The sequence below is a fragment of the Vibrio sp. KUL80 genome (assembly GCF_059725495.1).
In genome coordinates this window covers 3,472,430-3,493,589 of the sequence record NZ_AP045841.1, presented here as the reverse complement: position 1 = coordinate 3,493,589, position 21,160 = coordinate 3,472,430, and the positions used below count along the sequence as shown (strand labels likewise).

The 21,160-nt window shown below is 47.5% G+C and carries 11 protein-coding genes, 7 tRNA genes and 2 rRNA genes; 13 read left to right on the top strand and 7 right to left on the bottom strand.

The genetic code is table 11. From position 1 onward, the window contains the following. Positions 1 to 70 precede the first annotated feature (70 nt). The 4 genes from AC6I8U_RS16265 (at position 71) to AC6I8U_RS16250 (ending at position 3,479) form a co-directional block, all read left to right on the top strand. Positions 71 to 2,959, top strand: a 23S ribosomal RNA gene (locus tag AC6I8U_RS16265). A gap of 104 nt (positions 2,960 to 3,063) precedes the next feature. Next, positions 3,064 to 3,179, top strand: a 5S ribosomal RNA gene (rrf, locus tag AC6I8U_RS16260). 56 nt (positions 3,180 to 3,235) lie between these two features. Further along, positions 3,236 to 3,312: transfer RNA gene (locus AC6I8U_RS16255), tRNA-Asp, on the top strand. A gap of 90 nt (positions 3,313 to 3,402) precedes the next feature. Beyond that, positions 3,403 to 3,479: transfer RNA gene (locus AC6I8U_RS16250), tRNA-Trp, on the top strand. A gap of 225 nt (positions 3,480 to 3,704) precedes the next feature. On the opposite strand, the gene AC6I8U_RS16245 is transcribed toward AC6I8U_RS16250, so the two are convergent. Next, positions 3,705 to 5,237, bottom strand: a complete 1,533-nt coding sequence (locus AC6I8U_RS16245) for a phospholipase D family protein (protein ID WP_498017367.1) — start codon at positions 5,235 to 5,237, stop codon at positions 3,705 to 3,707. A gap of 97 nt (positions 5,238 to 5,334) precedes the next feature. Next, entirely contained in the window at positions 5,335 to 6,225 is an 891-nt protein-coding gene (ilvY, locus tag AC6I8U_RS16240) for an HTH-type transcriptional activator IlvY (protein ID WP_394153951.1), read from the bottom strand. 145 nt (positions 6,226 to 6,370) lie between these two features. Here ilvY and ilvC point away from each other — a divergent pair, with 145 nt between their 5' ends. Then, positions 6,371 to 7,855, top strand: coding sequence for a ketol-acid reductoisomerase (ilvC, locus tag AC6I8U_RS16235; protein ID WP_006075378.1), 1,485 nt, complete (start codon positions 6,371 to 6,373; stop codon positions 7,853 to 7,855). A gap of 119 nt (positions 7,856 to 7,974) precedes the next feature. Here ilvC and ubiK read toward each other — a convergent pair whose 3' ends face one another. From ubiK to AC6I8U_RS16215, 4 genes are all read right to left on the bottom strand, one after another. Then, complete coding sequence (gene ubiK, locus AC6I8U_RS16230; RefSeq protein ID WP_042477776.1) at positions 7,975 to 8,226, bottom strand: ubiquinone biosynthesis accessory factor UbiK; 252 nt, start codon at positions 8,224 to 8,226, stop codon at positions 7,975 to 7,977. 143 nt (positions 8,227 to 8,369) lie between these two features. Beyond that, complete coding sequence (locus AC6I8U_RS16225) at positions 8,370 to 11,486, bottom strand: multidrug efflux RND transporter permease subunit (RefSeq protein WP_498017366.1); 3,117 nt, start codon at positions 11,484 to 11,486, stop codon at positions 8,370 to 8,372. A gap of 11 nt (positions 11,487 to 11,497) precedes the next feature. Then, entirely contained in the window at positions 11,498 to 12,604 is a 1,107-nt protein-coding gene (locus tag AC6I8U_RS16220) for an efflux RND transporter periplasmic adaptor subunit (protein WP_128648336.1), read from the bottom strand. An 18-nt stretch (positions 12,605 to 12,622) separates the two neighbouring features. Then, positions 12,623 to 13,204 carry a TetR/AcrR family transcriptional regulator gene (locus tag AC6I8U_RS16215; protein ID WP_042477781.1) on the bottom strand — a complete coding sequence of 194 codons (582 nt, stop codon included), beginning with the start codon at positions 13,202 to 13,204 and terminating at the stop codon, positions 12,623 to 12,625. Positions 13,205 to 13,383: 179 nt separating this feature from the next. Here AC6I8U_RS16215 and rep point away from each other — a divergent pair, with 179 nt between their 5' ends. Beyond that, a complete protein-coding gene (rep, locus tag AC6I8U_RS16210) occupies positions 13,384 to 15,402 on the top strand; it encodes a DNA helicase Rep (RefSeq protein WP_498017365.1) in 2,019 nt (672 codons plus the stop codon). Between the two features lie 78 nt (positions 15,403 to 15,480). Here the strand turns inward: rep and AC6I8U_RS16205 are convergent, their stop codons facing one another. Next, complete coding sequence (locus tag AC6I8U_RS16205) at positions 15,481 to 15,894, bottom strand: c-type cytochrome (protein ID WP_042477783.1); 414 nt, start codon at positions 15,892 to 15,894, stop codon at positions 15,481 to 15,483. Between the two features lie 296 nt (positions 15,895 to 16,190). On the opposite strand from AC6I8U_RS16205, the gene AC6I8U_RS16200 reads away from it, so the two are divergent. From AC6I8U_RS16200 to AC6I8U_RS16170, 7 genes are all read left to right on the top strand, one after another. Further along, positions 16,191 to 16,267: transfer RNA gene (locus AC6I8U_RS16200), tRNA-Arg, on the top strand. Positions 16,268 to 16,297: 30 nt separating this feature from the next. After that, positions 16,298 to 16,373, top strand: a tRNA-His gene (locus AC6I8U_RS16195). Between the two features lie 68 nt (positions 16,374 to 16,441). Then, positions 16,442 to 16,518, top strand: a tRNA-Pro gene (locus tag AC6I8U_RS16190). A 44-nt stretch (positions 16,519 to 16,562) separates the two neighbouring features. Next, positions 16,563 to 16,638: transfer RNA gene (locus tag AC6I8U_RS16185), tRNA-His, on the top strand. Positions 16,639 to 16,693: 55 nt separating this feature from the next. After that, positions 16,694 to 16,770: transfer RNA gene (locus AC6I8U_RS16180), tRNA-Pro, on the top strand. A gap of 930 nt (positions 16,771 to 17,700) precedes the next feature. After that, positions 17,701 to 19,419, top strand: coding sequence for a dipeptide ABC transporter ATP-binding protein (locus AC6I8U_RS16175; protein ID WP_112461466.1), 1,719 nt, complete (start codon positions 17,701 to 17,703; stop codon positions 19,417 to 19,419). Between the two features lie 85 nt (positions 19,420 to 19,504). Next, positions 19,505 to 21,058, top strand: a complete 1,554-nt coding sequence (locus tag AC6I8U_RS16170; protein ID WP_498017364.1) for an ABC transporter substrate-binding protein — start codon at positions 19,505 to 19,507, stop codon at positions 21,056 to 21,058. Positions 21,059 to 21,160 lie beyond the last annotated feature (102 nt).

Here is a 21,160-nt window from a genome sequence, read left to right as displayed (position 1 = left end):
TCGAGTCTGCATCATGTATAAAAATTGCAGACAACTTTGGTTACGTAACAAAGACCCTTTGGGGTTGTATGGTTAAGTGACTAAGCGTACACGGTGGATGCCTTGGCAGTCAGAGGCGATGAAAGGCGTAATAACTTGCGATAAGCTCAGATTAGGTAGTAATAACCTGTGAGTCTGAGATTCCTGAATGGGGAAACCCACCTGCATAAGTAGGTATCGCTGAGTGAATACATAGCTCAGCGAGGCGAACCGGGGGAACTGAAACATCTAAGTACCCCGAGGAAGAGAAATCAACCGAGATTCCGAAAGTAGCGGCGAGCGAAATTGGATTAGCCCTTAAGCTTTTAATGAGACAGGTGAAGGCTCTGGAAAGTGCCGCGATACAGGGTGATAGCCCCGTAACCGACATCTCATCATCAGTGAAATCGAGTAGGGCGGGACACGTGATATCCTGTCTGAATATGGGGGGACCATCCTCCAAGGCTAAATACTACTGACTGACCGATAGTGAACCAGTACCGTGAGGGAAAGGCGAAAAGAACCCCTGTGAGGGGAGTGAAATAGAACCTGAAACCGTGTACGTACAAGCAGTAGGAGCACCTTCGTGGTGTGACTGCGTACCTTTTGTATAATGGGTCAGCGACTTATATTCAGTGGCAAGGTTAACCGTTTAGGGGAGCCGTAGGGAAACCGAGTCTTAACTGGGCGTTCAGTCTCTGGATATAGACCCGAAACCAGGTGATCTAGCCATGGGCAGGTTGAAGGTTGAGTAACATCAACTGGAGGACCGAACCGACTAATGTTGAAAAATTAGCGGATGACTTGTGGCTAGGGGTGAAAGGCCAATCAAACCTGGAGATAGCTGGTTCTCCCCGAAATCTATTTAGGTAGAGCCTCGGACGAATACTACTGGGGGTAGAGCACTGTTAAGGCTAGGGGGTCATCCCGACTTACCAACCCTTTGCAAACTCCGAATACCAGTAAGTACTATCCGGGAGACACACGGCGGGTGCTAACGTCCGTCGTGGAGAGGGAAACAACCCAGACCGCCAGCTAAGGTCCCAAATTATAGCTAAGTGGGAAACGATGTGGGAAGGCTTAGACAGCTAGGATGTTGGCTTAGAAGCAGCCATCATTTAAAGAAAGCGTAATAGCTCACTAGTCGAGTCGGCCTGCGCGGAAGATGTAACGGGGCTAAGCTATAAACCGAAGCTGCGGCAATATACTTTGTATATTGGGTAGGGGAGCGTTCTGTAAGCCGTTGAAGGTGGATTGTAAGGTCTGCTGGAGGTATCAGAAGTGCGAATGCTGACATGAGTAACGATAAAGGGGGTGAAAAACCTCCTCGCCGGAAGACCAAGGGTTCCTGTCCAACGTTAATCGGGGCAGGGTGAGTCGACCCCTAAGGCGAGGCCGAAAGGCGTAGTCGATGGGAAACGGGTTAATATTCCCGTACTTCTTACAATTGCGATGGGGGGACGGAGAAGGCTAGGTGGGCCTGGCGACGGTTGTCCAGGTTCAAGTGCGTAGGCTTAAGAGTTAGGTAAATCCGGCTCTTTTTAAGGCTGAGACACGATGTCGAGCTACTACGGTAGTGAAGTCATTGATGCCATGCTTCCAGGAAAAGCCTCTAAGCTTCAGATTGTAAGGAATCGTACCCCAAACCGACACAGGTGGTCGGGTAGAGAATACCAAGGCGCTTGAGAGAACTCGGGTGAAGGAACTAGGCAAAATGGTACCGTAACTTCGGGAGAAGGTACGCTCCTCGCGGTGAAGTCCCTTGCGGATGGAGCTATGGGGAGTCGCAGATACCAGGTGGCTGCAACTGTTTATTAAAAACACAGCACTGTGCAAAATCGTAAGATGACGTATACGGTGTGACGCCTGCCCGGTGCCGGAAGGTTAATTGATGGGGTTAGACTTAGGTCGAAGCTCTTGATCGAAGCCCCGGTAAACGGCGGCCGTAACTATAACGGTCCTAAGGTAGCGAAATTCCTTGTCGGGTAAGTTCCGACCTGCACGAATGGCGTAATGATGGCCACGCTGTCTCCACCCGAGACTCAGTGAAATTGAAATCGCTGTGAAGATGCAGTGTACCCGCGGCTAGACGGAAAGACCCCGTGAACCTTTACTACAGCTTGGCACTGAACATTGACCCTACATGTGTAGGATAGGTGGGAGGCTTTGGAAACTAGTACGCCAGTATTAGTGGAGCCGTCCTTGAAATACCACCCTTGTAGTGTTGATGTTCTAACGTCGGCCCCTTATCGGGGCTGCGGACAGTGCCTGGTGGGTAGTTTGACTGGGGCGGTCTCCTCCCAAAGAGTAACGGAGGAGCACGAAGGTGGGCTAATCACGGTTGGACATCGTGAGGTTAGTGCAATGGCATAAGCCCGCTTGACTGCGAGAATGACAATTCGAGCAGGTGCGAAAGCAGGTCATAGTGATCCGGTGGTTCTGAATGGAAGGGCCATCGCTCAACGGATAAAAGGTACTCCGGGGATAACAGGCTGATACCGCCCAAGAGTTCATATCGACGGCGGTGTTTGGCACCTCGATGTCGGCTCATCACATCCTGGGGCTGAAGTCGGTCCCAAGGGTATGGCTGTTCGCCATTTAAAGTGGTACGCGAGCTGGGTTTAGAACGTCGTGAGACAGTTCGGTCCCTATCTGCCGTGGGCGTTGGAAGATTGAAGGGGGCTGCTCCTAGTACGAGAGGACCGGAGTGGACGAACCTCTGGTGTTCGGGTTGTGTCGCCAGACGCATTGCCCGGTAGCTAAGTTCGGAATCGATAACCGCTGAAAGCATCTAAGCGGGAAGCGAGCCCTGAGATGAGTCTTCCCTGGCACTTTAAGTGTCCTAAAGGGTTGTTCGAGACTAGAACGTTGATAGGCAGGGTGTGTAAGCGTTGTGAGGCGTTGAGCTAACCTGTACTAATTGCCCGTGAGGCTTAACCATACAACACCCAAAGGGTTTTGATGGACTCAAAGCAAGAACTTTGAATGTGTATGAGAACACGCTCTTAATATAAGAGAAAACAGCTTTCCGAATTAAAGAATTTGCTTGGCGACCATAGCGTTGTGGACCCACCTGACTCCATGCCGAACTCAGAAGTGAAACGCAATAGCGCCGATGGTAGTGTGGGGCTTCCCCATGTGAGAGTAGGACATCGCCAGGCTTTGAACAATATCTGTTTAAAGCACGATTGAGATAAGACTTTAAATAGACCACTGCGGAGTGGTAGTTCAGTTGGTTAGAATACCGGCCTGTCACGCCGGGGGTCGCGGGTTCGAGTCCCGTCCACTCCGCCACTTATTAAGAAGCCTCGTCTAACGACGAGGCTTTTTTGAATCTAACGTGTTGATTTAAGCCATTAAATAACATAGATTAGATAACACTTTAGGGGTGTAGCTCCAATTGGCAGAGCAGCGGATTCCAAATCCGCGTGTTGGGAGTTCGAATCTCTCCACCCCTGCCATATTCAAAGGCTCTGACTTAGGTCGGAGCCTTTTTTGTTTTCGCTTTTTCAAAGCAATGTGTTGGGATAACTAGGCGTCCCTCTGAATCTCTAGCCCGCTTGGTGGCAAGTCCCATCAAACCTCCGGAATGCCGACCCAGTCCACCCCTGCCATATTTAAAGGCTCTGACTTAGGTCAGGGCCTTTTTCGTTTCTGCGGTTTGTCGCTAAACAACGGTGCTGTAGCTAGAGGATATTCTTAGGCACGACTCGGTGCAGTTTCACTCCGACCCTTTTAGTGACGCTAACTTCATTATCTGGATTGAAATCTGCAGTTATCCGCCATGCATTTTCAGGCTCCATTTCCACCTTCATAGCGGCTGAGACATGCTCAGTGATCTCTGGAGAATGGATGATGGCAAAGCTCTCCGTGTTCAAGTTAGCACTACGTGGGTCAAGGTTGTAGGTACCAACAACGGTAATGGTGTCATCAATCGTCATTGTTTTCGCGTGAAGACCAAAAATAGGCGTAGTCGGTAGCTTTTTATACATGTGTTCCGTCATTACTCGCTGCCTGACTTTAGCATCGGGCTTAAATTCATAAACCTCAACCCCAGTGGCCAGCAGTTGTTTCCTATTTCTTTGGTAGCCGCTAAAGGCTGCTAGGTTGTCGTTAGAGGCCAAGCTATTCGTCAGGATCTGTATGGATATGCCTTTTTCTACAAGACTACGTAAAAAGACTCGATCTTTTTTGGTTGTGACCAGGTAGGGTGTTTGGATCAGAATGGAGGATTGAGCACTCTCTGCTAGCTCGACCAACTTATCTCGAGTGATACTACCTCCACCCAAGAACGTTTGTTGATCGTTTTTGCCGGGCTCATCCGCTATATACTCTACCTTATCAACGAATAGGAATTTCCCTTCTTTAGATAGTGCCTGAAAGGTCTCAGGTACCTTATCTATCTCTGCTCTGATCTCGGGATGAAAATGCTCAGGGTTACACGCATAGGAATGCAATCGTGAAAAATCAGGATTGCCGTTATATGGGTTGGATTTGAAGAGATCTTCGACTGGGACACTGAGCTCACTATTCCAGTATTGCTCGAAGGAGGTATCGATCGCGTTAACTGCTTTGCCAGCTAGGAATACATCGCGATCTCTGAAGTTGTACTCATGATCAAACCCAAAGTATTCGTCGGCAATATTTCTTCCTCCAGTGATCGCTACCCGGTCGTCGACTAAAAAGACTTTATTGTGCATGCGTTGGTTGATGCCGTGAAAGTCGGTAATAACAGTTGTCATCTTTTGAACTATATTCTTACCGATATTGGCGTTGGGGTTATATATCTTGATGTCAAAGTTCTCATGCGCTGCCAACATGAGAAGTTCATCTCCCTTGGCATTGAGCATGATGTCATCGACAAGAACTCTCACCTGTATGCCTCGCTCAGCCGCTCTTACGAGATAGTCAGTCGCAATCAACCCTACGTTGTCGACTGAGAAGATAAAGTACTGTACATCGATAGAGGCTTCAGCGCGCTCTGTTAACCAAGCACGGGACATCATTGCTTCCGCTCCTTGCTCTAAAACATAGACGCCTGTGCCATTTTTCATTTCAGTCTCAAAAGGCTGAGTGTAGTGAGACAAAGGCAAGCGCTCTTTATCGACGAGGTCGGCACAATAGTTTTTGTTCGAGACAGGTACGCTATCGGGAGCCGTTGAGCAGCCAAATAAAGCAATTGAAACAGAAGCAAGTAGCGTTTTTTTGAATGCGGACATAAGGGTAAAAACCTTTCGGGCAGAGAATCGGCAATATGATATCGATAACCAGAGTAATAAAGTATCACCTCTCTGTCACAACCGTCAGTGAGCCAAGTTATGGTTGGATATAAACCTTTTCCGCCACTTTCCAAAATGCAGAGAGTAGCTGGTTATCCAAGTTAGAGCGCTTACACACCACACCGAGTTTGAATGGCTTTATAGGCTCTAGTTTCAAGCGCTGTATCTTGTCTCTGACTGGGCTGTTGACGATGACGACTTCTGGCGCAATACCGACGCCACATCCTAATGCCACCATGCTAACAATCGCCTCATGACCGGATACTTGAGCATAGATATTGGGCTTTATACGCATTTTTTTGAACCAGTAATTTGCGCGTTCGCGAGCGGTGCCAGCTTCTGGGACAATGAATGGGATTTTACTCCAGTCAGGCATACCATCGGCTAGCTCAGAGCCAAAGCTGCTTACCCCGGCTGGCGCAATAACAGATAAGGGGATCTCACTAATCGTCTCAAACTCCAAGCGCGCGGGGAGCAGTTCAGGCAGTGCAGAGATAGCGATATCCGTTTCATCATTCATGACTTTGTCTATCGCTTGGGCTGGATCGCCTGTCGATAGTTCGAATTCGATGTACGGATAGAGCAGCCTGAACTCCGCAAGCAGTTCAGGTAAATGGCTATAGCTGGCGGTGACTGAGCAAAACAACCGAAGTTTGCCTCTGAGCTCGTTTTCACCATGTTGGCTTTCAGATTGAAACTGCTGCCATTCACTGACGATATTGATGGCAATCGGTAGCAGCTTTTTACCTGCTGGAGTGAGCTCTACAGATCGGTTGTCACGCAAGAATAGGCTTTGATGAGTATCCTGCTCAAGCTTTTGAATCTGACGACTAAGTGCGGAGGCACTGACGTGCATCGCGGTCGCGGTTTTACTGAAGCTTTTACTCTCACAAAGATGGATAAAAGCTTGGAGACTTTTAATATTCATAACACTAAAGATATCGGTAGTTGCATTAATTGCAATGACAAATTGTGAATATATCACTTTAAGCAATTGGGTCTCTGTTTTAGTATGAAGTCATTCGATGATAAGCATCGACACTACGGACAGAATTCAACAGGAGAGCCCCACTATGGCTAACTATTTCAATACTCTTAACTTGCGTGAGCAATTGGACCAACTAGGTCGTTGTCGTTTTATGGATCGTTCTGAATTTGCTTCAGAAGCGGATTACCTAAAAGGTAAGAAAGTAGTCATTGTTGGTTGTGGTGCTCAAGGCCTAAACCAAGGCTTGAACATGCGCGATTCTGGCCTAGACGTATCTTACGCACTTCGTCAGGCAGCTATCGATGAGCAACGTCAATCGTTCAAAAACGCGAAAGACAACGGCTTCGTTGTGGGTAGCTACGAAGACCTAATCCCTCAAGCTGACCTAGTTGTTAACCTAACTCCAGACAAGCAGCACACTAACGTGGTTGAGACGGTAATGCCGCTAATGAAGGAAGGCGCATCACTAGGCTACTCTCACGGCTTCAACATCGTTGAAGAAGGTATGCAAATCCGTAAAGACCTAACGGTTGTCATGGTTGCGCCTAAGTGTCCAGGTACAGAGGTTCGTGAAGAATACAAGCGTGGTTTTGGTGTTCCGACTCTTATCGCAGTTCACCCAGAGAACGACCCTCAAGGTGATGGTCTTGAAATCGCTAAAGCATGGGCAGCAGCAACAGGCGGTCACCGTGCAGGTGTTCTAGAGTCTTCATTCGTTGCTGAAGTTAAATCTGACCTAATGGGTGAGCAAACTATCCTATGTGGCATGCTACAAGCAGGTTCAATCGTATGTTACGAGAAGATGATTGCTGACGGCATCGACCCAAGCTACGCAGGTAAACTACTTCAGTTCGGTTGGGAAACCATCACAGAAGCACTGAAATTCGGTGGCATCACGCACATGATGGATCGTCTATCTAACCCTGCGAAAGTGAAAGCGTTTGACCTGTCTGAAGAGCTAAAAGACCTAATGCGTCCGCTTTACAACAAGCACATGGATGACATCATCCAAGGCGAATTCTCTAGCACTATGATGGCTGACTGGGCAAATGACGACGTGAACCTTCTAGGTTGGCGCGCAGAGACAGCTGAAACAGCATTCGAAAACTACCCAGCATCAGATGTGGAAATCTCTGAGCAAGAGTACTTCGACAACGGTATCCTAATGGTGGCTATGGTTCGTGCGGGCGTTGAGCTAGCATTCGAAGCAATGACGGCATCAGGCATCATCGATGAGTCTGCATACTACGAGTCGCTACACGAGCTACCACTGATTGCAAACACGATCGCACGTAAGCGTCTATACGAAATGAACGTAGTAATCTCTGACACAGCAGAATACGGTAACTACCTATTCGCGAACGTAGCAACACCACTTCTTCGCGAGAAGTTCATGCCATCAGTAGGTACTGACGTAATCGGTAAAGGTCTAGGTGAGACTTCTAACCAAGTAGATAACGGCAAACTAATCGAAGTAAACGACGTTATCCGCAACCACCCTGTTGAGTACATCGGTGAAGAGTTACGTGGCTACATGACAGACATGAAGCGCATCGCTGTAGGCGGCTAAGCCGACCAAGAATAAATAAAACGTAAACACAACATAGTAAAAAGGGGCTACCAATCGGTAGCCCCTTTCTTTTGTCTGTGCCATTCGAGCCTAATGCTCGGAATGCAGCGAACAAATGGTTACTTGTCTGCTAGCTTTTGCTCTAGCTCAGCAAGTTTTTGCTCCATTTCCGTTAGCTTTTGGCGAGTACGAAGCAGTACTTGAGTCTGCACGTCAAACTCTTCACGGCTAACCACATCAAGCTTATTCAATTGGCCTTGAATCACTTGACGTACTTTCTGATCAACATCCGCACCAAGCTCTTTCACGGGTTGTGGCATAGAGTCGTGAATCTGCTTAGCAATCTGTTCAAGTTTCTTTGGGTCAAACATGTCTGGTAACTCCTTAAGTAACCCCACTATTCTATGTAATCCACCGGGCAATGTCGTTATTTAGCGTAATAAAAAAGGCCACAATGTGGCCTTTTTCTAACTAACGCTGTTTTTAACGAACAACGTAGAATCACATTAACTGTTTATACGCGATTCTCTTTGCATGCAGCTGAAGCTTCGTCAACTCGAGCAATTTTCTCTAAGTCTTTGTCTTCAACAAACACAGGTAGTGGCTTATGACGCTCTGCCAAGTAGGTGTAGATAACTGGCAGTACAAATAGCGTAAACAGCGTACCAATCGCAAGACCAGCAACGATTACGATACCGATACTAAAGCGCTGAGCCGCACCCGCACCTGATGCGTACATCAGTGGGATAAGACCTGCGATCATCGCCGCTGTGGTCATTAGGATTGGGCGAAGACGTACTTTCGCCGCTTCCATGACCGCTTCCATCTTGCTCTTCTTATGCAGAAGCTGCTCTTCTTTCGCTACCTCACAGATAAGAATACCGTGCTTGGTAATGAGACCTACTAGGGTAATCAAACCAACCTGCGAGTAGATGTTCATGGTCGCTGCGCCCCAAGCAAGAGCAATCAAGGCACCACAAATCGCTAGCGGTACCGAAACCATGATAACGAATGGGTCTTTAATCGACTCAAACTGGATAGCCAGTACCAAGAAGATGATCGCCAGTGCCAGACCAAACGTTGCATACAGTGCGCTACCTTCAGTTACGTACTGACGTGCTTCACCCATGTAGTCATGGTTGTAGCCGCTTGGCAGTTTGCTTTCTGCAATCGATTCAAACCATGCAATCGCATCACCCATTGCCACGCCCGGTGAAGGTACTGCACCCACCGTTGCTGAGTTCAGCTGGTTGAAGTGAGGCAGTGAGCGGGGCTCCGCAACCACATCGATACTGATAAGGCTACCTAGTGGGATAGCTTGACCATCATCCGAGCGAACAAAGTACATGTTCATCGATTCTGGATTTAGACGATACTTACGCTCAACCTGAGGGATTACCTCATACGAACGACCATTTAGGTCGATACGGTTCACGTAGCCATCGGCCATCATAGCACTCAGCGTAATACCGATATCTTGCATGGTCACGCCATAGGCGCCAGCCATATCCTTGTCGATATTGATTTTCATCGTGGCTGAGTCGTAGTTCAAATCCAGTGTTGAGTAAACAAACTGTGGGTTTTGTTGTACTTCACCCCAGATGTCAGTCGCGATAGTAAACAAACTCTCAAAGCTGTTTGGTGTCGTGATAACAAACTGAATAGGCAGACCTGAACCTGCACCAGGAAGTTCTGGCATTTGGAACGCAGTCACAGCCATACCCGGTACTTCAGCGACGAGAGCACCTACACGGTTTGCTACTTCAGCTTGGCTTGCTTCACGTTGACTCCACGGCACCATTGATGCAATACCAAACGCTTGGTTTGAGTTAGGCACACCGGTAAACACCTGTGCAAACGCCACTTCAGGCTGATCGCTCAGAATCTTGTTCACATCGTTCATGGTATTTTGTAGATAGTCTAGGTTCGCATTCGACGGACCCGTACCCATCAACATCACTACGCCTTTATCTTCTGACGGTGCCAGTTCACTTGGAATGAACTTGAACAGCATCGGAAGTGACGCGAACACGATAACTGCAAAGCCGATAATAACCGGACGGTGCTGCATTACTGCTGTGAGCATTTTCTCGTAGCGAGCGGTCATGCGATCAAGTACATCATGTACTTTCTGCTCGAAACGGTTTGGTGTCTCGTTCGCTTTAAGTAGCTTCGAACACATCATTGGCGATAACGTCAATGCGATGATACCGGATACAAATACCGAACCTGCCAGCGTCAGAGCGAACTCTTTAAACAGCGAGCCCGTGATACCGCCCATCAAGGCGATCGGCGCGTATACCGCACCTAGTGTGAGTGTCATCGCGATAACCGGTACCGCAATCTCACGCGTACCAATGATGGCCGCGCGGAACGGCGATTCACCGAGCTTAATGTGACGGTCAACGTTTTCAAGAACAACGATCGCATCATCTACCACTAGACCGATAGCCAATACCATCGCTAGCAGCGTCATCAGGTTCCATGAGAAGCCAATCGCTTGCATCACCATGGCTACACCAATCAGGGATAGTGGGATAGTGACGATAGGGATCAGAACCGCACGGAATGAACCCAAAAACAGAGTGATAACCACAAGTACGATCAACGCTGCTTCAAGGATAGTTTTGATAACCTCTTGAATTGATTCGTTGATTGCCACCGTTGAGTCATACATCACGTTCATTTTGATGTTGCTAGGCAGGTTCTTCTCAAGTTGAGGAAGAAGTTCAAGCACATCGGCTGCGATGTTGATCGGGTTGGCACTTGGTGCTGCGTTGATGGCCGCTACTACAGCCTCTTGACCGTTAGCACTCGCACGATAAACGTCGTGACTCTTCTCAAGCGTCACTTTCGCGATGTCACCTAAGCGAATTACTTGGCCGTCGCTCGAGCTTACAACTAGGTTCTTCAGCTCTTCGGTGTTCGATACCTGAGTATCGGCACTGCCGTTATACAGAACGAACTCACCCGTTGCTTGACCTGTTGCAGACTGATAGTTGTTGGCATTCAGAACGTTCATCACGTCCGAAGCCGTCATCTTCAGCGCGGCCATTTTCAGTGGGTCTAGCCATACGCGTAGTGCGTATTTCATACCACCGTACATATCTACTTTAGATACACCGTTAACGGTAAATAGCTGTGGGTTGATTACGCGCTCTAGGTAGTCGGTGATCTGACTCGACGCCAACTCATCACTGGTAAAGCCGATATAAAGTACCGCGGTCGTCGAACCAGTCGACATGGTTACCGTTGGGTCTTCGGCTTCTTTAGGAAGCTGAGAGCGAACCGAGTTGGTCTTTGCCAGAATGTCTGACAGCGCCGCGTTCGGGTCGGTGTTAAGCTTCATGTTTACCGTGATGGTCGATTGACCAAGCACAGACTGTGACGTCATGTAGTCAATGTTGTCGGCTTGCGCGACGGCTTGCTCCAGAGGCTGAGTAATAAAGCCTTGAATCAAGTCGGCACTTGCACCGTAGTAACTGGTTGTCACGGTGACAACCGTATTCGTCATTTCTGGGTATTCACGTACCTGCATCTTGAATACCGCTTGCAAACCAAGCAAGGCAATCAAGAAGCTGATCGATACCGCAAGAACAGGACGTTTTATGAAAATATCAGTAAAACGCATTTTGCCTCCAATTACAGCATCGGTGTCTCAGCTGGTGGGACAGTCGCATCGCTTTCCACCACTTTGACTTTCACGTCGTTACTTAGACGTACCTGACCAGAGGTAACGATAACGTCATCTGGGTTCACACCTTCTAGGATGTGGGCGATATCGCCAGTACGCTCGCCAACTTTAACGACTTGCTGCTTAACGCGTTTCTCACCATCAACATCAGTCACGACATATACGTTGTCGCCATATAGCGTAAACGTGATCGCCGTTTGCGGTAGCGTCACTTGGTTCTCTAGCTTAGGCAGAATGATGTTAGCGCGAGCGAACATGCCGCTACGTAGCTTGCCATCGTTATTTGGAATATCCGCTTGCACTTGGATCAGGCCGCTTTGAATGCTTACCGCAGGCTCAATAGCCGAGATAGAGCCTTTAAATGGCTGATTTGGATACGCATCAACGAAGATATCGACATCTTGTCCAATAGAAATGCGAGAGAAATCGGTCTGAGGAACAGTAAAACGCAGCTTCATTAGACTAGTGTCTTCAAGGCGCACGATATCGTCACTTGGTTGCAGATACTGACCAAGGAACACGTTACGGATACCAACGACACCAGAGAATGGTGCTTTGATTTCACGACGGTCGATCTGTGCTTTTAGGCTCTCGATGTCAGCCGATAGAGAGAAGTAGCTTGCTTCTGCATCATCGTATGCTTCGCGCGAGATAGAGCCTTTCTTGTAAAGACCTTGGTAGCGTTCATATTTCGCTTTCGCTGCAGGCAGACGTGCTTGTGAACTCTTAAGGTTCGCTTTTTCTACGTCTGAATCCAGAGATACAAGAAGCTGGTCTTTCTCAACCATTGAGCCTGAAGCAAATGAGATATTGCTGATCACGCCGCTGGTTTCTGAAGTCAGTGTGACACCTTGGTTAGGCTCAACAAAACCGATGGCTTCGATAACCGGTACCCAATCAACAGGTTGAACCGTGGTCACGGTGACTGGAAATTCAGGCTCAGGGCGATTTGCTAAATACTCAGCAATCTTCTGTTGCTTGAACAGGTTGAAACCTATCACACTGCCGAATAGCAGTATTGCGATAAGTAGCATGAAAAATGTCCACTTTTTCATTCTAACGAGAACTCCACATTAGTGTTTTATAATTGCATCCCAACTGGCTTCGATAGCTGATTCCAGCGCATCGTCATCCAGTTGATAGAGACCCAGAGCATGCTTACGCGCAAGCGAAACACTTGCTTCTAAGCTTAGTCCAGAAAGAATTTCATTATCGAGGTTTTTGAAAACCCCTTGTTTCTTTCCTTCGTTGAATAGGTTATCGACTTGGGCAAACATTTTTCGTTCTTGTTCCCGAGTGCTATAACAATTTTTCGAAGGAATTGAATCATATTGGGCGCGTGTCTTTAACGAATTGATATTCGATGCCGCCATTCGCCAAATATTTAGCCACATGGTCCTATACTGTTCCTTCAGTGGCTTGTCTGCATCCACGCCCGCTTGTACGGCTTTCGCCATACGCGCGACCACATACTGTCGCAACTCTTCCAACAAATGGTCTTTGTCGTCAAAGTAGCGATAGATGGTGCCTGCAGCGACGCCAGCCTCATTGGCTAGCTTCTGCATAGATACACCTTGAATGCCTACTTCGGCTACCATTTTTTGAGCCGCTTCAAGTATTTGTAGGCGTTTGTCGCTGGTATTTACAGTTGTCATGAGCCATCCAACCAATAACTGAATGAACGTTCATTCATTATAAAACAATTGACGCCTATTTGTGCAACTTATTTTTAATCAGAATTCTATAAAAGTTAAAAACTCCTACAGAGCGTGGCATTGTCATCGGTAGCAGTCTATTATGTGCGCGTTACAAGTCGTGAGTAGTGAGCACATTAATGAAGCTAAATCCGCAGCAAGATATGGCGGTGAAATACGTCTCTGGTCCATGCCTGGTTCTCGCTGGTGCAGGGTCAGGTAAAACCCGCGTGATTACTAATAAGATAGCCTACCTAGTTCAAAACTGCGGGTATAAGGCGAGAAATATCGCTGCGGTGACGTTCACCAACAAAGCCGCTCGGGAGATGAAAGAGCGTGTTGGACAGACGCTTGGTAAGAATGAATCTAAAGGCTTGATGGTGTCGACCTTCCACACCATGGGGCTGAATATTATTCGCCGCGAGTATAAGGCGCTGGGCTTGAAAGCAGGTTTCTCTTTGTTTGATGATCAGGACCAGATGGCACTGCTTAAAGAGCTGACTGAAAAACAGCTTGATGGTGATAAGGATCTCCTCCGCTCGCTGCTCAGCTCTATTTCGAACTGGAAAAACGACATGCTCACGCCAGAGCAGGTCAAAGGCAGTGCACGTTCAGAACAAGAACAACTGTTTGCGCACTGCTTTGAGATGTACCAAATCCAGATGAAAGCCTATAACGCGCTCGATTTTGATGACCTGATCGCGCTTCCTGTGATTTTGCTTAAGACCAATCAAGAAGTCCGTGAGCGTTGGCAGAAACGTGTTCAGTATCTGCTGGTGGATGAGTATCAAGATACCAACACCAGTCAGTACGAACTTGTTAAGCTGTTGGTTGGCGAACGGGCTCGATTTACCGTTGTAGGCGATGATGATCAGTCCATTTATTCATGGCGTGGCGCGAAACCGCAGAACCTTGTATTGCTCAACAAAGACTTTCCAAACCTGAAAGCGGTGATGCTGGAGCAAAACTATCGCTCAACCAGTCGAATTTTGCGCGCGGCGAATATCTTGATCGCCAATAACCCGCACGTATTTGAGAAATCGCTGTTCTCCGAGATCCCTGACGGTGAAAAGCTCAAAGTACTTAAAGCCAAAAACGAGGAGCATGAGGCAGAACGCGTCACTGGCGAACTTATTGCTCATCGATTTGTAAATCGAACTGAGTATCGTGACTATGCCATCTTATATAGAGGCAACCATCAGTCGCGCCTGATTGAAAAGGTATTGATGCAAAACCGTGTGCCTTACAAGATCTCAGGAGGCACGTCATTTTTTGCGCGCGCCGAGATCAAAGACATCATGGCGTATCTACGTGTGCTCGTGAACCCAGACGATGATAATGCTTTCTTGCGCATCGTAAACACGCCGCGTCGCGAAATTGGTCCTGCAACACTGGAGAAGCTGGGCAGTTATGCCAATATGCGAGGCAAAAGCTTGTTTGAGGCAAGCTTCGAGCTTGGGTTAGAGCAGCACCTTACCGGCCGCGGCCTTGAAAACCTGCGCCGCTTTACCCAATGGATCGTCGCTATCGCCGATAACGCAGAGCGCGGCAATACAGTAGAGGCTGTGCGAGCCTTGGTTCGTGATATCAACTATGAAGATTGGCTGTACGAAACGTCATCTAGCGCAAAAGCGGCTGAAATGCGCATGAAGAACGTCTCTGATCTTTATTCGTGGATTGTTGCTGATTTAGAGGGTGACAACTACGACAAAGAAGAGAAGACGCTAAAAGAAGTGGTTCAACGTCTAACCCTGCGCGACATGATGGAACGCGGTGAAGAAGATGATGACAGCGATGCGGTTCAATTGATGACGCTGCATGCCTCAAAGGGGTTGGAATTTCCTTATGTCTATTTGATAGGGTCAGAAGAGGGCATTTTGCCGCATCAAACCAGCATCGATGAGGACAATGTCGAAGAAGAACGCCGCTTGATGTATGTCGGCATCACTCGCGCGCAAAAAGAGCTGACTTTTACGATATGTAAGGAGCGCCGTCAGTTTGGTGAGCTAATCAAGCCTGAGCACAGCCGATTTCTCGATGAGCTGCCGTTTGATGATGTTGAATGGGAGCAAGCGAAAAAGCCGGTGTCAGCGGAAGAGCGCATGCAAAAAGGTCAGGCGCATATCGCCAATATTCGCGCGATGTTTAATAAGAAGTAACGCCAGATTGCACTGTATATAAAGAAGGGGCTCACTAGATAGTGAGCCCCTTCTTTATATACAGTGCGTAATGCTGGATTACAGACCCGCGATCATGTGCTCAATAGCATCAATGATTTCTTGGTCAGAACAATCCATACAAGAGCCTTTCGCTGGCATCGCGTTAAAGCCGTTGATGGCGTGATCAGCCAACACGTCTTTGCCTTGCGCGATACGTGGTGCCCAGTCACCAGCGTCACCCGTTTTAGGAGCACCGCTGACACCAATAGAGTGACAAGCAGTACAGAAGGTATTGTAAACAGTGGCACCATCACGTGGACCAGTTGGCTCTGCAACAACAGGTTCGCTACCTGCTAAGTAAACGCCACCAACGGGTTTAATACGCTCTGCGATAGCGTCATATTCTTCTTGGCTCACATCCGCTGCAAAAGAGGCAGTAGAAAAAGTTAGTGCGGCGAACAACACAGTTAAGATTCGACGAGACATATCCATTAAACTCACTTTACTATCCAACAAGGTAGCAAGTCGCTGCTTGCTATTCATTTATACGATTTTATTCTGCTTGCTGATCTAACGGCTGTTAAATCAATGTAAACATTGGGTGATTATATCCTGTTAACTTGTTGCAATAAACCACAACTTTTCAGCTTCACGGGGTGAATCACATCGTAAAGCTAGTATTTTCTGTACCAAAGTGCTGAAAAAGCCAACAAACGAAAAAAAAAGTTAAAAAAGTACTTTACGGCATAGTGTGATATCCGTATTATTCCCATCCGCCGATAGGGCATGCGCCCGTAGCTCAGCTGGATAGAGCGTTGGCCTCCGGAGCCAAAGGTCGAAGGTTCGAATCCTTTCGGGCGTGCCATCCGGATATAATTATTGGCAAAAAATAGTGGTGGCTATAGCTCAGTTGGTAGAGCCCTGGATTGTGATTCCGGTGGTCGCGAGTTCGAATCTCGTTAGCCACCCCATTATTTCGGTGACTTTTGTCTCCAGTTTTGATTTAATCGAAACGAAAGCGTTCTGAAAAGAACATTGTCGGTGAATAGCGCAGCTTGGTAGCGCATCTGGTTTGGGACCAGAGGGTCGGGGGTTCGAATCCCTCTTCACCGACCACTATTTCAGTTACTGTTGATGACGGTAACAAAACAAAATTTGTGGTGGCTATAGCTCAGTTGGTAGAGCCCTGGATTGTGATTCCGGTGGTCGCGAGTTCGAATCTCGTTAGCCACCCCATTTATTTTGGTAGCATTTGCTTCCCCTTACGAGTTGACTCGTAATAAAACATTGTCGGTGAATAGCGCAGCTTGGTAGCGCATCTGGTTTGGGACCAGAGGGTCGGGGGTTCGAATCCCTCTTCACCGACCACCATTCGAAAGCCTCGTCGAAAGACGAGGCTTTTTTCGTATATATGGTTTGCAGGTTTTAAGGAAAACCCATGCGAGTCGGGGGCTGGAAGGCCAGTCCCATGGAAGCCCAGTCGTCGAGTGTCGAACCAATCGAATTCCTCTTCACTAGTATCATTCGAAGCTGCCTCGTCATACGAGGTTCTCTCATCTACACGCTAGAAAGCGCCAAATTGAAAACCCGACATGATCACCAAAACTATGTGTCATTAGGTCATGTATCTAGTCACATATCATTCCGTTGTCCGATTAGCGGCATTTTCTCGTTGAATCGTGTTTTCCCTCTTTATAAATAGCCTGTTGTCTTATTGGAGCTTGGCTGAATAACATTTCTACGATTCTTGTCTGATAAGAAATGGTGTTTCACTCTAGCTAACTCCAGAATCCCAGAGTTTTGTCTATATTGCATGCCGCAATCATGTTGCAATTTAATGTAGCGGAAAATGTTGCCTACTCTCGATCTTTGAGCGTTTCGCTTGTGAAGTGTGATTAAGATCTAGACTTTAGTTCTGCAAACGGCATTGTTACAAAACTTATGTTTCCATAGTGTTAAAATGATTACGGAATAACTATTCGCACTGCTTTAGTCATTAATATGGCTAATATCGTGATGCATAGCGATTTATGATCGTTTTATAGTGCGTTTTATTGGTGCTACATCAAGTTTTTAGATGGGTACTCTCATTACTATATGTAGTTAATGTGCATAAATATTTATTTATACTGCTTTAGATTTGCTCAATTTCGAATTTTTATCCTATTTTTGTTGCTTTTCTGTGAAAGATTTGCCAAATTGATGCACTTGTAATTAGTCAGCAGAAAATGCTGCCTAAGAATGGATTCAATTTTTCAGACAGGGGCAGAAAACTGCCAAAGCAGTAGAGGTCTGGTAATGTCATTATTAGAAGTTAAAGATCTTCGTATCGAATACCCATCTCGCCATGGGGTACATGCCGCGGTTAAAAATTTGTCGTTCAATATTGAACGCGGCGAAATAGTTGGTGTTGTGGGTGAGTCTGGTGCAGGTAAATCGACCGTAGGTAATGCGGTGATCGATTTGCTATCACCTCCAGGGACTATCGCTGGTGGCGAAGTGTTCTTGGATGGAGAGAAAATCTCCGGTTTATCTCCTGAACAGATGCGAAAAGTTCGTGGCTCAAAAATCGGGTTTATTTTCCAAGACCCAATGACCTCACTTAATCCACTCTTCACGGTTGAGCAACAATTAAAAGAGACCATCCACGCCAATATGAAGGTGACGGATGAGCAAGCCTATGAGCGCTCGCTTAACCTAATGAAGCAAGTGGGTATTCCACAGCCTGAAAACCGTCTTAAGCAATACCCACACCAGTTTTCTGGTGGTATGCGTCAGCGTGTGGTTATCGCTATCGCGCTAGCGGGTGAACCTGACCTTATCATTGCCGACGAACCAACCACGGCACTCGATGTATCAATTCAAGATCAAATCCTAGGTTTGATTCGAGACCTGTGCATCAAGAACAACGTGGGTTGTATGCTAGTGACGCACGATATGGGTGTGGTTTCTAACGTGACTGACCGCGTGGCAGTTATGTATCGCGGTGACCTAGTTGAGTTTGGTGCGACGAAGAAAGTACTGGGCGACCCAGATCACCCATACACGCGCAGCCTAATCTCAGCGGTTCCTCGTTCAGACATGAAACTGGATCGCTTCCCACTGGTTAGTTACATCGAAGAAGCTCATGAAATGGAGCCGCTTGATGTGAAAAACCACTGGTTAGGTCAGAGCCAAGATCACCGTGATTACACAGGACCACTGCTTAACGTAGAGAACGTCAACCTGCGCTTTGTGACCAAAGATTCTTTGTTCGAAAGTCGTCGTGAGTACGTTCAGGCGTCGAACAACGTGAGCTTTGAGGTTCACGAAGGTGAGACATTTGGCCTAGTAGGTGAGTCGGGTTCAGGTAAATCTACCATTGCTCGAGTTATCGCCGGCCTGTACGCTCCAAACTCAGGTAAGGTGACGTTTGAGGGTATCGACTTAACCTCACTTAAGTCGGAGAAAGAGCGTCGTCCGATGCGTCGTCAGATGCAGATGGTGTTCCAAAACCCGTACACCTCAATGAACCCGCGCATGAAGATCTACGACATCATCGCTGAGCCAATTCGTTTCCACAAACTGACCGCTAACGAGTCAGAAACCAAACAGATTGTTGAAGATCTGCTTGAGCACGTGGGTCTTGGCAAGATGGCCGGTGTGAAGTATCCGCACGAGTTTTCTGGTGGTCAGCGTCAGCGTATCTCTATCGCTCGCGCACTGGCAACGCGTCCACGTCTATTGATTTGTGATGAGCCGACATCAGCGCTTGATGTATCCGTTCAGGCGCAGATTTTGAACCTACTTAAAGACCTTCAGCAAGAGCTGAACCTCACCATGCTGTTCATCAGTCACGATTTGCCGGTTATCCGTCAGATGTGTGACCGAGTGGGTGTCATGCAAATGGGTACGCTACTGGAAGTGGCACCAACCGAGCAATTGTTTACCGACCCACAACACGAATACAGCAAGCAACTGATTTCCTTGATGCCTGAATTTACAGGTTTAAGAGAAGACGTAGTAAAAACGGCGTAAGCCAAATAAGTTCCTAATGGAAATATAAGCAGAAGCAAACACAACAAAAAGGGATCCGGATCCCCGCATGAAGGAGTTATGCACAATGAAAACCATGAAAAGTAAATTAGCAGTGGCTTTGATGGCAGCTGGCCTAAGCTTTAGCGCTGCAGCAGCAAACATCACCGTAGCATACGACGCTGACCCAGTAACGCTTGATCCACAAGAGCAGCTATCGGGCGGTGTGATGCAGCTTTCACACATGGTATTTGACCCACTAGTACGTTTTAACCAAGACATGGAATTTGAGCCTCGTTTGGCTGAGTCTTGGGAGCGTGTCGACAACGAAACTATGCGTTTCAACCTACGTAAAGGCGTTAAGTTCCACTCTGGTAACGAGCTAACGGCTGACGACGTAGTATGGACATTTGCGCGTCTTAAGAAGTCTGCTGACTTCAAAGGTATCTTCGCGCCGCTAGTATCACTGACTAAAGTTGACGACTACACCATCGAAATCAAGACTGACGGTACTTACCCGCTAGTTGAGAACGTGGCAACGTACATCTTCCCAATGGACAGCAAGTTCTACTCTGGTACAACAGAAGACGGTAAAGACAAAGGCGAAATCGTTAAGCACGGTAACTCTTTTGCTTCTACTAACGTTTCTGGTACTGGCCCATTCACGGTTAAATCTCGTGAGCAAGGCATCAAGGTTGAGTTTGAGCGTAACCCTAACTACTGGGATACCGAATCAAAAGGTAACGTTGATAACCTAACACTTGTACCAATCAAAGAAGCGGCAACGCGTGTAGCAGCACTTCTTTCTGGCGATGTAGACATGATTGCTCCAGTAGCACCAAACGACTACAAGCGTGTGGATAGCGCAAGCAATATCAACCTATACACTATGCCTGGTACGCGTGTAATCACGTTCCAAATGAACCAAAACAGCAACGAAGCTCTAAAAGACGTTCGCGTTCGTCAAGCTATCGTTCACGCAATCAACAACGAAGGTATTGCTAAGAAGATCATGAAAGGTGCTGCGACACCTGCTGGTCAGCAAAGCCCAGTTGGTTATGCGGGTTACAACGAAGAGCTAGTACCACGCTACGACCTGAAGAAAGCGAAAGAGCTAATGAAGGAAGCGGGCTACGAGAACGGCTTTACGCTATCTATGATGGCACCAAACAACCGTTACGTGAACGACGACAAAATCGCTCAAGCGGCAGCAGCAATGCTATCTAAGATCGGCATCAAGGTTGATCTGAAGACAATGCCTAAAGCGCAATACTGGCCAGAGTTTGATAAGTGTGCAGCAGACATGATGATGATCGGCTGGCACCCAGATACAGAAGATTCAGCGAACTTCACAGAGTTCCTAACGATGACTCGTAACGAAGAGACTGGTCGTGGTCAGTACAACTGTGGTCACTACTCGAACCCAGAAGTGGACAAGATTGTTGAAGCGTCTAACTCTGAGACAGACCTAGCGAAGCGTAGCGCGATGCTTAAGCAAGTAGAAGCAACGCTTTACAATGAAGCGGCGTTTGTTCCTCTACACTGGCAAGATCCATCATGGGCAGCGAAGTCTAACGTTGAGATTGGCCCAATCATCAACGGCATGAACTTCCCATACTTTGGTGACCTAGTCGTTAAATAGGCGGCACTCTCTCGCTGAGTAAGCGACAGATAATCGCGCTCTGCTTTGTTCAGCGAGCAGAGCGCGTTTTTTAGGCTGAACGAATTTTTAATGTAATGGATA

Excerpts from the sequence above, each read along its gene's own strand:
- AC6I8U_RS16170 (WP_498017364.1), top strand. The coding sequence starts at position 19,505 with ATGAAAACCATGAAAAGTAAATTAGCAGTGGCTTTGATGGCAGCTGGC.
- AC6I8U_RS16245 (WP_498017367.1), bottom strand. The coding sequence starts at position 5,237 with ATGTCCGCATTCAAAAAAACGCTACTTGCTTCTGTTTCAATTGCTTTA.
- ubiK (WP_042477776.1), bottom strand. The coding sequence starts at position 8,226 with ATGTTTGACCCAAAGAAACTTGAACAGATTGCTAAGCAGATTCACGAC.
- ilvY (WP_394153951.1), bottom strand. The coding sequence starts at position 6,225 with ATGAATATTAAAAGTCTCCAAGCTTTTATCCATCTTTGTGAGAGTAAA.
- rep (WP_498017365.1), top strand. The coding sequence starts at position 13,384 with ATGAAGCTAAATCCGCAGCAAGATATGGCGGTGAAATACGTCTCTGGT.
- AC6I8U_RS16215 (WP_042477781.1), bottom strand. The coding sequence starts at position 13,204 with ATGACAACTGTAAATACCAGCGACAAACGCCTACAAATACTTGAAGCG.
- AC6I8U_RS16225 (WP_498017366.1), bottom strand. The coding sequence starts at position 11,486 with ATGCGTTTTACTGATATTTTCATAAAACGTCCTGTTCTTGCGGTATCG.
- AC6I8U_RS16220 (WP_128648336.1), bottom strand. The coding sequence starts at position 12,604 with ATGAAAAAGTGGACATTTTTCATGCTACTTATCGCAATACTGCTATTC.
- AC6I8U_RS16205 (WP_042477783.1), bottom strand. The coding sequence starts at position 15,894 with ATGGATATGTCTCGTCGAATCTTAACTGTGTTGTTCGCCGCACTAACT.
- ilvC (WP_006075378.1), top strand. The coding sequence starts at position 6,371 with ATGGCTAACTATTTCAATACTCTTAACTTGCGTGAGCAATTGGACCAA.
- AC6I8U_RS16175 (WP_112461466.1), top strand. The coding sequence starts at position 17,701 with ATGTCATTATTAGAAGTTAAAGATCTTCGTATCGAATACCCATCTCGC.